The 13,071-nt window shown below is 63.2% G+C and carries 13 protein-coding genes; 7 read left to right on the forward strand and 6 right to left on the reverse strand.

Translation table 11 applies throughout. From position 1 onward, the window contains the following. Positions 1 to 329: 329 nt before the first annotated feature. The 7 genes from ACF8O8_RS02465 to ACF8O8_RS02495 all read left to right on the forward strand — a co-directional run bounded on the left by ACF8O8_RS02465 (position 330) and on the right by ACF8O8_RS02495 (position 5,240). Complete coding sequence (locus ACF8O8_RS02465; protein ID WP_392509190.1) at positions 330 to 1,709, forward strand: nucleobase:cation symporter-2 family protein; 1,380 nt, start codon at positions 330 to 332, stop codon at positions 1,707 to 1,709. 97 nt (positions 1,710 to 1,806) lie between these two features. Beyond that, on the forward strand, positions 1,807 to 2,199 hold the full coding sequence (tusD, locus tag ACF8O8_RS02470) for a sulfurtransferase complex subunit TusD (protein ID WP_003251188.1): 393 nt from the start codon (positions 1,807 to 1,809) through the stop codon (positions 2,197 to 2,199). 1 nt (position 2,200) lies between these two features. After that, positions 2,201 to 2,560: a sulfurtransferase complex subunit TusC gene (tusC, locus tag ACF8O8_RS02475; protein WP_010954803.1), complete on the forward strand. Its 360-nt coding sequence runs from the start codon at positions 2,201 to 2,203 to the stop codon at positions 2,558 to 2,560. Continuing rightward, on the forward strand, positions 2,560 to 2,856 hold the full coding sequence (gene tusB, locus ACF8O8_RS02480) for a sulfurtransferase complex subunit TusB (RefSeq protein ID WP_003251193.1): 297 nt from the start codon (positions 2,560 to 2,562) through the stop codon (positions 2,854 to 2,856). The genes tusC and tusB overlap by 1 nt, the downstream gene beginning before the upstream one ends. Next, positions 2,853 to 3,188, forward strand: coding sequence for a TusE/DsrC/DsvC family sulfur relay protein (locus tag ACF8O8_RS02485; protein WP_010954804.1), 336 nt, complete (start codon positions 2,853 to 2,855; stop codon positions 3,186 to 3,188). The genes tusB and ACF8O8_RS02485 overlap by 4 nt, the downstream gene beginning before the upstream one ends. Continuing rightward, entirely contained in the window at positions 3,185 to 4,186 is a 1,002-nt protein-coding gene (locus ACF8O8_RS02490; RefSeq protein ID WP_010954805.1) for a glycosyl transferase family protein, read from the forward strand. Before ACF8O8_RS02485 ends, ACF8O8_RS02490 begins: the two co-directional genes overlap by 4 nt. Positions 4,187 to 4,280: 94 nt before the next feature. Then, entirely contained in the window at positions 4,281 to 5,240 is a 960-nt protein-coding gene (locus tag ACF8O8_RS02495; protein WP_049587789.1) for a glutathione S-transferase family protein, read from the forward strand. A 106-nt stretch (positions 5,241 to 5,346) separates the two neighbouring features. Here the strand turns inward: ACF8O8_RS02495 and cysG are convergent, their stop codons facing one another. From cysG to ACF8O8_RS02525, 6 genes are all read right to left on the reverse strand, one after another. Continuing rightward, positions 5,347 to 6,738, reverse strand: a complete 1,392-nt coding sequence (gene cysG / locus ACF8O8_RS02500; protein ID WP_392509191.1) for a siroheme synthase CysG — start codon at positions 6,736 to 6,738, stop codon at positions 5,347 to 5,349. Then, positions 6,739 to 8,019, reverse strand: coding sequence for a serine--tRNA ligase (serS, locus tag ACF8O8_RS02505; protein ID WP_010954808.1), 1,281 nt, complete (start codon positions 8,017 to 8,019; stop codon positions 6,739 to 6,741). Between the two features lie 30 nt (positions 8,020 to 8,049). Beyond that, entirely contained in the window at positions 8,050 to 8,424 is a 375-nt protein-coding gene (gene crcB / locus ACF8O8_RS02510; protein WP_003251205.1) for a fluoride efflux transporter CrcB, read from the reverse strand. Continuing rightward, positions 8,421 to 9,746, reverse strand: a complete 1,326-nt coding sequence (locus tag ACF8O8_RS02515; protein ID WP_010954809.1) for a replication-associated recombination protein A — start codon at positions 9,744 to 9,746, stop codon at positions 8,421 to 8,423. The genes crcB and ACF8O8_RS02515 overlap by 4 nt, the downstream gene beginning before the upstream one ends. Positions 9,747 to 9,758: 12 nt before the next feature. Then, positions 9,759 to 10,382: an outer membrane lipoprotein chaperone LolA gene (gene lolA / locus ACF8O8_RS02520; RefSeq protein ID WP_003251209.1), complete on the reverse strand. Its 624-nt coding sequence runs from the start codon at positions 10,380 to 10,382 to the stop codon at positions 9,759 to 9,761. A 62-nt stretch (positions 10,383 to 10,444) separates the two neighbouring features. Further along, positions 10,445 to 12,949: a DNA translocase FtsK gene (locus ACF8O8_RS02525; RefSeq protein WP_014590374.1), complete on the reverse strand. Its 2,505-nt coding sequence runs from the start codon at positions 12,947 to 12,949 to the stop codon at positions 10,445 to 10,447. Positions 12,950 to 13,071: the final 122 nt, after the last annotated feature.

Consider the following 13,071-nt stretch of genomic DNA (forward strand, 5'->3'; position numbering starts at 1 on the left):
AATAATTGGCCCGAAACAAATGTAGGAGCGAGCTTGCTCGCGATGCGCCGCGCGGGCGGCGCTCGATCTACGCAACACCACAAAAACCAAGGCAGGCGCCTTGCCGCCCTGACACAAACAAGCGTAGAACACCTCAGAAAAGCTTGACCGCCAACAGCGGACCTACATCAGTTTCAAGCCAATTATGCCTGTAACCGCAATAACTGACCAAAAAGTCAGATAATCAGGCAAATGGTCGCCGATCATGCTGACATCCTGCTTTTCTCTACCGCTATCCATCATCACCCCGTAGAATGCGCTCCTTTTTTCTTCCGGGGCGGCTTTCAGCAATGAGCTCACACGAACACAGCCCAGGCGCAGCGGCGCCTGCCAACGAACTGGTGCTTGGTCTGGAGGACAAGCCACGGCTGTTGATCGGCCTGCTGGCAGCCCTGCAGCACTTGCTGGCGATCATCGTACCTATCGTCACCCCTGGCCTGCTGATCTGCCAGGCGCTGGGCGTATCTGCACGTGATACCAATTTGATCGTTTCGATGTCGCTGGTGATCTCGGGTATCGCCACCTTCGTCCAGTGCAAACGCTTCGGCCCATTTGGCGCGGGGCTGCTGATCGTTCAGGGCACCAGCTTCAACTTCGTCGGCCCGCTGATTGCCGGCGGTGCGCTGATGGTCAAGCAAGGCACGCCGGTTGAAGGCGTAATGGCAGCCATTTTTGGCGTAGTAATCGCAGGCTCGTTCGTCGAGATGGGCGTGTCGCGCATCCTGCCCTTCGTCAAACGCCTGATCACCCCGCTGGTGACTGGCATCGTGGTGTTGATGATCGGCCTGACGCTGATCAAGGTCGGCTTGATCAGCATGGGCGGTGGCTTTGGTGCCATGGCCAATGGCACCTTTGCCAATGGCGAAAACCTGCTGATGTCGGGCGTGGTACTGGCGATCATCGTCGTTCTCAACCGTATCCCGGTGGTGTGGATGCGCAGCTGCGCGATCGTCATCGCCCTGGCGGTCGGCTATGCGCTGGCCGGATACCTGGGCCGCCTGGACTTTACCGGCATGCACGAGGCCGCGCTGTTCCAGGTGCCGACACCGCTGCACTTTGGCCTGGGCTTCTCGTGGGCGCTGTTCATTCCGATGCTGGTGATCTACCTGGTCACTTCGCTGGAAGCCATCGGTGACGTTACCGCCACCAGCAAGGTGTCGCGCCAGCCGGTCGAAGGGCCGATGTGGATGCAGCGGATCAAGGGGGGCGTGCTGGTCAACGGCGCCAACTCGCTGCTGGCCGGTCTGTTCAACACCTTCCCTAGCTCGATTTTTGCCCAGAACAACGGGGTGATTCAGCTGACCGGTATTGCCAGCCGTCATATCGGTATGTGGATTGCCGTGATGCTGGTGTTGCTGGGTCTGTTCCCGAGTGTTGCCGGGGTGATTCAGGCCGTGCCGGAGCCGGTGCTGGGCGGCGCGGCGATGGTCATGTTTGGTGCGGTTGCGGCGTCGGGGATCAATATTCTGGCCAGCACCCGGCTGGACCGTCGGGCGCTGCTGATTATTGCCGTGTCGTTGGCACTGGGCCTGGGTGTGGCGCAGGTGCCGGAGTTCCTGGCGCACATGCCGGCGGCGATTCGCAATGTGCTGGAGTCGGGTGTGGCTACCGGAGGGATTTGTGCGCTGGTGCTGAACTGGTTCTTGCCGGAGGGCAAGGAGCAGGCTTGAACCTTGAGACTGAATGAGAGTAGCCCGCGCCCGCTTGCACAAGCGGGCGCGGGCTTTTTTGCTTTATCATGGCACCATTCCTTTGCATGAGTTAGCCATGAAATTCGCTATCGCGGTGTTCTCCCCGGCCCATGCGCCCTCTTCGCGACGCGCCCTGCGCTTCGCCGAGGCGGTGCTGGCCGGCGGGCATGAGATTGCCCGACTGTTCTTCTATCAGGACGGGGTGCACAGTGCCTCGGCCAACGTCGTCGCCCCTCAGGACGAACTGGACGTGGCTGGCCAGTGGCGCACCTTCATACAGACCCATCAGCTGGACGCCGTGGTGTGTATCGCCGCCGCCCTGCGCCGTGGCGTGCTCGACGAAGCCGAGGCCAACCGCTACCAGCGCCCGGCCGTGAACCTGCCCAAGCCCTGGGAACTGTCGGGGCTGGGCCAACTGCACGAGGCCGCGCAAGTGGCCGACCGCCTTGTCTGCTTCGGAGGCGACTGATATGGCCAAGTCCTTGTTGATCATCAGCCGTCAGGCACCGTGGAATGGCCCCTCTGCCCGCGAGGCGCTGGACATCGCCCTGGCTGGCGGCGCGTTCGACCTGCCGTTGGGCATGCTGTTCCTCGACGATGGGGTGTTCCAGCTCGCGCCAGACCAGCAACCCGCCGCCGTGCAACAGAAGAACCTGGCCGCCAACCTGCAGGCGTTGCCGATGTTCGGTGTCGAAGAACTGTTCGCCTGCAACCACAGCCTGGCCCGCCGTGGCCTGGCAGCCGAAACCCTGGCGCTGCCGGTGCAAGTGCTCGATGACGCAGCGCTGACCGCCCTGATAGCCCGTTTCGACCAGGTGATAACGCTCTGATGAAGACCCTGCATGTAATTGCCCATTCCCCGTTTGGCGACGAGCGCCTGGCCAGTTGCCTGCGCCTGCTCGGTGCCGAAGATGCCCTGCTGCTGTGCGGCGATGCCGTGTATGCCCTGCGCAGCGGCAGCGAGCCGCATGGCCATCTGCAAGCCGCCGGCCTGGCCCAGCGCCTGTTCGCCCTGGACGAGGATGTACAGGCCCGCGCGGTCGGCAACGACCTGGCAAAGGCCGTGGACTACGCCGGGTTCGTCGAACTGTCGCTGCAATACGATAAGGTCAACAGCTGGCTATGAATACGCTCACCGTTGGCGATCAGGTGATCGCCCTGGACAAGGATGGCTTCCTGGTCGACCTGCAAGATTGGTCCCACGACGCCGCCGAGGCTTTGGCCAAGCGCGAGGGTATCCCGTTGACGGCGGACCATTGGGAAATCCTCGAACTGCTCCGTCAGTTCTACCAGGAATACCAGCTGTCTCCGGCCACCCGCCCGCTGATCAAGTACACGGCCCTCAAGCTGGGCCCTGAAAAGGGCAACAGCCCGCACCTTAACCGCCTGTTCAACGGCACCCCCGCCAAACTTGCCGCCAAGCTGGCGGGCCTGCCCAAGCCGACCAACTGCATATGACCGAACCTCGTCCGCTCACTCTGGAAACCCCCGCCGAACACCCGTTCGCCGAATTCGTGCGCATTCTCGGCAAAGGCAAGCGCGGCGCGCGTGGCCTGACCCGCGAGGAGGCCCGTGCAGCCATGACCTTGCTGCTGGAAGGCAAGGTCGAAGACACCCAGCTCGGTGCCTTCCTCATGCTGCTGCGGCACAAGGAAGAAAGCGCCGAAGAGCTGGCCGGCTTCACCGAGGCCTTGCGCGCCCACCTGCAGGCGCCACGCATCGCCGTTGACCTGGACTGGCCCACGTACGCCGGCAAGAAGCGTCACCTGCCCTGGTACCTGCTGGCCGCCAAGTGCCTGGCCAACAATGGCGTGCGCATTCTGATGCACGGCGGCGGCGCACACACTGCCGGGCGTATGTATACAGAGCAACTCCTCGACCTGCTGCAGATTCCGCTGTGCCGCGACTGGGCCGCCGTCGGCAACGCGCTGGACCAGCACCAGCTGGCATTCTTCCCGCTGCACGACTGGGCGCCGCAGCTGCAACGCATGATCGACCTGCGCAACACCCTGGGCCTGCGCTCGCCCATCCACTCGCTGGCTCGAGTACTCAACCCGCTGGGCGCTCGCTGTGGATTGCAGAGCATCTTTCACCCCGGTTACCAGGCCGTGCACCGCGAGGCCAGCCGCTTGCTGGGCGACCATGCCGTGGTGATCAAGGGTGATGGCGGCGAAATCGAGGTCAATCCCGATGTCATCAGCCATCTCTACGGCACCACGGCAGGTGAGGCGTGGGATGAAGAGTGGCCAGCGCTGAGCGAACGACGCCATGTCAAGCCGCCCAGCCTGCAGGCAGAGCACTTGCTGGCGTTCTGGCGTGGCGAAGTGGAAGACAGTTATGGCGAGAAGGCCCTGATTGCGACCATGGCGCTGGCCCTGCGTGGTTTGGGACAGCACCGCGAGCAGGCGTTCGTCACAGCGCAAGGCTACTGGGACACTCGAAATAGATCGATTTAGCCGATAATAGAACCCCGATCTTTGCGCTATTTCTTCGAACGATTTGGCCTAGACTGGGCTCCAACGACAAACAACTTTGTTTCAGGAGCTCACAATGGGCCTATTGATCGACGGCCGCTGGCACGACCAGTGGTATGAAAACGGCAAGGACGGCACGTTCAAGCGGGAGAATGCCCAGCGCCGTAATCAGCTGCCCGCCCCCGAGGCCGGCCGCTACCACCTGTATGTGTCGCTGGCCTGCCCATGGGCCCACCGCACCCTGATCTTTCGCGCGCTGAAAGGCCTGGAGCCGTTGATCGACGTGTCGGTGGTCAGCTGGCTGATGCAGGACCATGGCTGGACCTTCGATCAGCAGCAAGGCTCCAGCGGGGACCACCTCGACGCCCTGCAGTACCTGCACCAGCGCTACACCCAGGATGACCCGCACTACACTGGGCGCGTGACGGTGCCTGTGCTGTGGGACAAGAAAGAGAAGCGCATCGTCAACAATGAGTCGGCAGAAATCATCCGCATATTCAACAGCGCGTTCAACGAGCTGACCGGCAATACCCTGGACCTTTACCCCGCATCGCTGCGCCCGACCATCGAAGCACTGAACGAGCGCATCTACCCGGCGGTGAACAACGGTGTGTACCGCGCAGGCTTTGCTACCACGCAAGACGCTTACGAGGCTGCCTTTGAGGATGTGTTCAACGAGCTGGATTACCTGGAAGCCTTGCTAGGCCGCAATCGCTACCTGGCGGGTGAGTACCTGACCGAGGCTGATGTACGCCTGTTCACTACACTGGTGCGCTTCGATGCCGTGTACCACGGGCACTTCAAGTGCAACCTGCGCCGCCTGAGCGACTACCACAACCTGTCGAACTGGCTGCGTGAGCTGTACCAGTGGCCTGGGGTGGCGGGTACGGTGAACATGGAGCATATCCAGAAGCACTATTACATGAGCCACAAGACCATCAACCCGAACGGGATCGTGCCTAAAGGGCCTTTGCAGGACTTTGGCTTGCCGCATGATCGAGAGCGGTTGGCGGGCAAAGGGATTTGGCAGGCTTGAGAAAGCCGGGGCTGCTTTGCAGCCCATCGCAACACAAGGCCGCTCTTACAAGGACCTTGCAATGCCTGGGGCATATGCGATGGGCCGCAAAGCGGCCCCAACGATTTCAGCTGTTCTGCGAACCTTCGAACCAGGCCAGCTTGTCACGCAACTGCACCACTTCCCCCACAATCACCAGGGTCGGCGCATGCACCTCATGCTGGGCCACCAGGTCTGGCAAGTCCGCCAAGGTGCCGGTGAACACGCGCTGATTACGCGTGGTCCCCTGCTGCACCAACGCCGCCGGGGTACTCGCGGCGCGCCCGTGGCGAATCAGCTCGGCACAGATGGTCGGCAAGCCCACCAAGCCCATGTAGAACACCAAGGTCTGCGCCGGCGCCACCAGGTCATTCCAAGGCAGGTTGCTGGTGCCGTCCTTGAGGTGCCCGGTGACGAAGCGCACCGACTGGGCATAGTCGCGGTGAGTCAGCGGAATGCCGCCATACGCGGAGCAGCCGCTGGCCGCCGTAATGCCTGGCACCACCTGGAACGGAATGCAATGCTCGGCCAGCTCTTCGATCTCTTCGCCGCCCCGGCCGAAGATGAACGGGTCGCCACCCTTCAGGCGCAGCACCCGCTTACCCTGCCGAGCCAGATCGACCAACAGGCGGTTGATCTGGTCCTGCGGCACTGAATGGTCAGCACGCCGCTTGCCTACGTAGATACGCTCGGCATCACGGCGACACATATCGATGATGGCGGGTGCGACCAGGCGGTCGTACAGCACCACGTCGGCCTGCTGCATCAGGCGCAAGGCACGGAAGGTCAGCAAGTCCGGATCACCCGGGCCTGCACCAACCAAGTACACCTCACCACCCTGCTGCACCGGTGCGCCGTCCACCATCGCCTGCAACAGACGTTCGGCTTCAGCCCCCTGCCCGGCCAGCTGACGCTCGGCGATCGGCCCCTGGAACACGGTTTCCCAGAAGCCGCGACGCTGGTTGACGTCCGGGTACAGGGATTTGACCTTGTGCCGGAAGCGTGCAGCCAGCCCGGCCAGCTCACCATAGGCCGAAGGGATCCACGCCTCGAGCTTGGCTCGAATCAGGCGTGCCAGTACCGGGGCGTCACCGCCGCTGGAAACAGCGATTACCAGCGGCGAACGGTCCACGATCGCCGGGAAGATCACCGTACACAGGGCCGGCGCATCCACCACATTGACCGGCAGGCTAAGGGCCTGCGCATCGGCCGACACCTGGGCATTCAGCCCAGGGTCGTCAGTCGCCGCGATCACCAGCCGGCAACCGACCAGGTCGGCTGCCTGATAGCCACGCACCAGCACCTCACCGCCACCTTCCCGGGCCAACGCGGCCAACTGGCCGTCGACGTCCGGCGCCACCACGCGCAGCACGCCGCCGGCATCGGCCAGCAGGCGCGCCTTGCGCAAGGCGATCTCACCGCCACCGACGACCAGCACGCGGCCGCCCTGCAGCTTGTGGAACAGCGGCAGGTAATCCATTTAGCGGATGACCTCGACGCCGCCCATGTAAGGCTTCAGCACTTCCGGCACTAGGATCGAACCGTCGGCCTGCTGGTAGTTTTCCAGCACAGCAACCAGGGTACGGCCTACGGCCAGACCGGAGCCGTTGAGCGTGTGCACCAGCTCTGGCTTGCCGGTTTCCGGGTTGCGCCAGCGAGCCTGCATGCGGCGCGCCTGGAAGTCACCACAGTTGGAGCACGAGCTGATTTCGCGGTACTTGTCCTGGCTCGGCACCCACACTTCCAGATCGTAGGTTTTCACCGCACCAAAGCCCATGTCGCCAGTGCACAGGGCCAGCACGCGGTATGGCAGCTCCAGCAGCTGCAGCACGCGCTCGGCATTGGCAGTCAGGCCTTCCAGGGCTTCCATCGACTTGGACGGCTCTACCACCTGCACCATCTCGACTTTGTCGAATTGGTGCTGGCGGATCATGCCGCGGGTGTCACGGCCAGAAGCGCCGGCTTCGCTGCGGAAGCAAGGGGTGTGGGCAACCAGTTTGAGCGGCAGCTGCTTGGCGTCGAGGATTTCACCCGCCACCAGGTTGGTCAGCGACACTTCGGCGGTCGGGATCAGGTAGAAGTCAGCCTCGCCTTCGCGGGTGATCTTGAACAGGTCTTCCTCGAACTTCGGCAACTGGCCAGTGCCCTGCAGCGCGGGCGCCTGCACCATGTACGGGGTGTAGTGTTCCTCGTAGCCATGTTCGCCGGTGTGCAGGTTGATCATGAACTGCGCCAGGGCGCGGTGCAGACGGGCAACCGGACCACGCAGCACAGCAAAACGGGCACCGGACAGCTTGGCAGCCGCTTCGAAGTCCAGGCCACCGCTGATTTCACCGAGGGCCACATGGTCCTTGATTTCGAAGTCGAACGCCTTCGGCGTGCCCCAACGGCGCACTTCGACGTTGTCGTCTTCACTGGCGCCGACCGGCACGCTGGCGTCCGGCAGGTTGGGAATGGTCAGCAGGATGCCATCCAGCTCGGCCTGAATGGCGTCCAGCTCAGCCTTGCCGGCAGCCAGTTCGTTGGCCATGCGCTCGACGTCAGCCATCAGCGGGGCGATGTCTTCGCCCTTGGCCTTGGCCTGGCCGATGGACTTGGAACGGGCGTTACGCTCAGCCTGCAGTTGTTCGGTGCGGGTCTGCACCGCCTTGCGGCGCTCTTCCAGTGATTCGATGCGCGCGACATCCAGGCTGAAGCCACGGGAGGCCAGGCGGTCCGCCACTTCCTGAAGTTGGCCGCGTAACAGTTTGGAATCGAGCATATCGTTCTCTCGTTATATGTAGGTGTTGGTTCAGAATCGGGTCAGGGACAGGCCAGCCCAGGTTGCGAGCAGCCCGCCCACCACGCTGATACTGGTATAGCCCAAGGCAAGGGGCACTTGCCCGCTTTCCATCAGGCGCACGGTATCGAGCGAGAAGGAGGAAAAGGTCGTCAGGCCACCGAGAAAGCCGACAATCAGGCCGGCGCGCAATTCGACCGGCGCCAGCGGCTTGTGCAAGAACAAGCCATAGAGCAAGCCGATCAGCAGGCAGCCAACCAGGTTGACCGCCAGCGTACCGGCATAGAAGTGCCGTGGCCAGTGAGCCGCCACCCAGTTGGTGGTAGCAAAGCGCAACAAGGTACCAGCAATACCACCGGCGCTGACCGCGGCGATGAGTGCAATCATGGTTTTCTCCGCTGGCGGGGGCTGTTGCGGTCGAGGTCAGCCAGGTGGCGCAGCTTCTCGCCAATTTTCAGTTCCAGGCCACGGGGCACCGGCTGATAGTACTGGCGCGGCTCCAGTTCGTCGGGGAAGTAATCCTCACCGGCGGCGTAGGCGTCGGGTTCATCATGGGCATAACGGTACTCGTCGCCATAGCCCAACTGCTTCATCAGCTTGGTCGGGGCATTGCGCAGGTGCAACGGCACCTCCAGCGAACCGTGCTCGGCCGCTTCACGCAGGGCGGTCTTGAAACCCACGTACACCGCGTTGCTCTTGGGTGCGCAGGCCAGGTAGGTGATGGCCTGGGCCACCGCCAACTCGCCCTCGGGGCTGCCAAGGCGCTCCTGCACATCCCAGGCAGCCAGGCACAGGCTAAGCGCACGCGGGTCGGCATTGCCGATGTCCTCGCTGGCCATGCGCACCACGCGGCGGGCGATGTACAGCGGGTCACAGCCGCCGTCGAGCATCCGTGCAAACCAGTACAGGGCGCCATCGGGATTGGAGCCACGCACCGACTTGTGCAGCGCGGATATCTGGTCGTAGAACGCCTCGCCGCCTTTGTCGAAGCGGCGGCGACTGTCACCCAGCAGGCTCTGTAGCATCTCGACGTCGATCTCGCTGCCGTCTTCAGCCAGGTCCGAGGCGTTCTCGAGGAAGTTGAGCATGCGCCGGCCATCGCCGTCGGCTGCGGCCATCAGCATCTTGAAGGCGTCGTCGCCCACCCGCAGGTTGCGCTTGCCCAGGCCACGCTCTTCCGTCAGCGCACGGTTGACCAGCTTGCGCAGGGCGGCTTCGTCCAGGCTCTTGAGCACATACACCCGCGCCCGTGACAGCAGCGCGTTGTTCAGCTCGAACGACGGGTTTTCGGTGGTGGCACCGATGAACAGCAGGGTGCCGTCCTCGACATAGGGCAAAAAGGCGTCCTGCTGCGACTTGTTGAAGCGGTGCACCTCGTCAACGAACAGGATGGTGCGACGGCCATATTGGCCAGCCTGCTGTTTGGCCACCTCCACGGCCTGGCGGATCTCTTTCACCCCGGCCAGCACCGCCGACACCGTTTCGAAGTGCGCATCGCAGAACTGCGCCAGCAACCGCGCCAGCGTGGTCTTGCCGACCCCGGGCGGCCCCCAGAAGATCATCGAGTGCAGCGCACCTTGTTCCAGCGCTTCGCGCAGCGGTTTACCGCGCGCCAGCAGGTGCTCCTGGCCGACGTACTCATCCAGGCTGGACGGGCGCAGACGGGCGGCCAGGGGCTGGGCGACGGGTTCGCTTCGAAACAGGTCCATGGCGAGCTCTGGTTACTCCTTGATCACGTCCGCGCCCTTGGGGATGTCGAACTTGAACTTGCTGTCCGGCACCGCCTGGTTGGCCTTGACGCCATTGAACAGGATGTTGGTGCGCTGGCCGACGCTGTCGATCAGCTGCATGTCATTGATCAGGCCTTTGCGGAACGACACGCGCAGCGAGTCGAACAGGGTGTCCTTGGTCTTTGGCTTGAGGGTGAAGTCCATTACTTCGCCCTGCTCCTTGGACGCAATATCAAAGCTCTGGCTGATCTTCGACACGTCACCGGACAGCAACAAGGCCGGGGTCTGGTTCAGGCGCACGTCGAGCTTCTTGATGGTGGCCTGTTCCAGGTCCGGGTCCCACAGGGTGACGTTCTTGCCGTCCGACACCACCACCTGCTCCTGCGGTGCATCGGTGTGCCAGTAGAACAGGCCCGGGCGCTTGACCGTCATCTTGCCCGAGGTTTCCTGCAGGCTGGTGCCATCGGCGCCCAGGGTCAGCTGGGAGAAGTTGGCCTCGATGGTCTGCGACTTTTCCAGCAACTGGGTCAGGCGTTGTACGTCTTGCTCACCGGCATAAGCAGTAACCGAGCCCAGGGTCAGGGCAGAAACCAACAGCATGCGAATCGCGCGCATGGGAATCCTCATTGAGCGTTGAAAAGGCCTGGCGCCACCGTTGGCGCCAGGCAGGGTGTTCATCAGTCGCGCGGGCCGCCCGGGGCTATCACTTCCCGCGAGCCGTTGCTGTTCATCGGGGTGACAACGCCGGCCATCTCCATCGACTCGATCATGCGCGCGGCACGGTTGTAGCCGATCTTCAGCTTGCGTTGCACGGCAGAAATGGAGGCGCGACGGCTCTCGAGCACGAATTGCACCGCCTCATCATACAGGGCGTCGGTTTCGGCATCGTCACCCTCGCCACCGCCGCCGCCGCCGTCAAAGCCGCTACCGGCCTCTTCGACGCCGTTGAGGATGTCGTCGTTGTAGTCCGGGGCGCCACGCAGCTTCCACGCCTCGACCGTGCGGTGCACTTCGTCGTCGGACACGAATGCGCCGTGCACCCGGATCGGCAGGCTGGTGCCCGGCGGCATGTACAGCATGTCGCCATGGCCCAGCAGCTGTTCGGCACCGCCCTGGTCGATGATGGTACGCGAGTCGATCTTGCTCGACACCTGGAACGCCATACGAGTCGGGATGTTGGCCTTGATCAGGCCGGTGATCACGTCCACCGACGGGCGCTGGGTGGCGAGGATCAGGTGAATACCGGCCGCCCGTGCCTTCTGCGCGATACGGGCGATCAGCTCTTCGACCTTCTTGCCGACGATCATCATCATGTCGGCGAATTCGTCCACCACCACCACGATGGTCGGCAGGGTTTTCAGCGCAGGCGGCTCATCGTCCATGCTCTCACGGCGATACAGCGGGTCATGGATAATTTCGCCGGCTTCCTGGGCGTCCTTGATCTTGCGGTTGAAACCAGCCAGGTTACGCACGCCCATGGCCGCCATCAGTTTGTAGCGCCGCTCCATTTCGGCCACGCTCCAGCGCAGGGCATTGGCGGCGTCCTTCATGTCGGTGACCACCGGGCACAGCAGGTGCGGGATGCCTTCGTAGATCGACAGTTCAAGCATTTTCGGGTCGATCATGATCAGCCGCGCGTCTTCCGGGCTGGACTTGAACAGGATCGACAAAATCATCGCGTTCACACCCACCGACTTACCGGAGCCGGTAGTACCGGCCACCAACAGGTGCGGCATCTTGGCCAGGTCGGTGATCACCGGCTTGCCGCCAATGTCGTGGCCCAGCGCCAGCGTGACGGGCGATTTCTGCTCGTCGTACTGCGGCGTGGCCAGCACTTCGGAGAAGCGCACCATCTGGCGGTTTTCGTTGGGTATCTCGATACCTACCGTGGTCTTGCCAGGGATGACCTCGACCACTCGCACACTGGTCACGGCCAGCGAACGCGCCAGGTCCTTGGCCAGGTTGGCGATGCGGCTGACCTTCACACCGGCGGCCGGCTGGATTTCGTAACGGGTAATCACCGGGCCGGGGTGGATCGAATCCACCGCCACTTCCACACCGAACTCCTTGAGCTTGATTTCCAGCAGCTGGCCGACGCCGGCCAGGGATTCTGGCGAATACTCGATCTTCTTCTGTTCGGCCGGGTCGAGGATGGAAATCGAGGGCAAGGTGCCTTCCACGGCGCTGTCGACGAACAGCGGCGCCTGCTTTTCCTTCATCGCCCGCTTGCTCGGCTCCGGCGCTCTGCTGGCGGCTGACGGCGGCACAATGGTGGGCGCTGCGTGCTGCTGGCGGGGCACCACGGTTTCACGCGGCGCCAATGCCTCAGGCGCCGTTTCACGTGGCGGCACAATCGGTTCGCGCGCAAGGGTTGGCTCACGTGGCTCGACCGGCTGAGCGGGTGGCTCTTCACGCTTGAGGATGCGCTCGCGCAGTGACGGCTTGGCCGGCTCGCGCTTCTCGGCAGCCATCGGCGCGGCCTTGAACACCGGTTCGTCCTCGCGCAGCTGTGCCTCAAGGCGCTTGCGCTCGTTGCGCGCTTCCCACCAGCGGGTGGCAGCCCCTTGCACCAGTTCGAACAGGTCGAGGGTGATCTTGCCGGTCAGGTCCATCACCTTGAACCACGACAGGTCGGTGAAGACGGTCAGGCCGAACAGGAACAGGGCAATGAACATCAGCGTGCTGCCCTGCACGTTCAGCAGGTTGCGCGCCAGGTCGCCCAGGCTTTCGCCCAGTGCTCCACCGGCGGAGAACGGCAGGCTGGCGGGCGGGTGGAAGTGGATATGCGCCAGTGCCGCCCCCGACAACACCAGGAACACCAGGCCAATCAGCCGCCAGGAGAACAGCCAGCCGCTCCAGTCCCATGGCTGGTGGCGTTCGCGGAAAATCTGCCAGGTCTTGACCGCCAGCAGCAGCGGGAAAATATAGGCGAAGTAACCCAGCACCATGAACAGGATGTCGGCGAAGTAGGCACCGGCACGCCCGGCCGCATTCTGCACCTGGTCGACGTTGCTGGTGTGGCTGAAGCCCGGGTCCGACGTATCGTAGGTCAGCAGCGCCATCCACAGGTACAGGCACAGAGCGCCGACAGCGATCAACGCACCTTCCTTGAGGCGATAATGCAGCTGCTGCCGCCACAGTGGCACAGGCAATGGAGCTGGAGTTGCGGTGGATTTCTTCAAAACGCGTCTATTCCTGCGCGTGGTGCGCGTCCAATAGTGATCGGCCGCTGCGCGACCAACGAACCACTACTTTTAACATTACTGCCCGCCAGCCGCCATGGCGGCACGCCGTATGGGGGTTT

The sequence above is a fragment of the Pseudomonas sp. TYF_14 genome (assembly GCF_043105275.1).
GTDB classification, from domain to species: Bacteria; Pseudomonadota; Gammaproteobacteria; order Pseudomonadales; family Pseudomonadaceae; genus Aquipseudomonas; species Aquipseudomonas alloputida.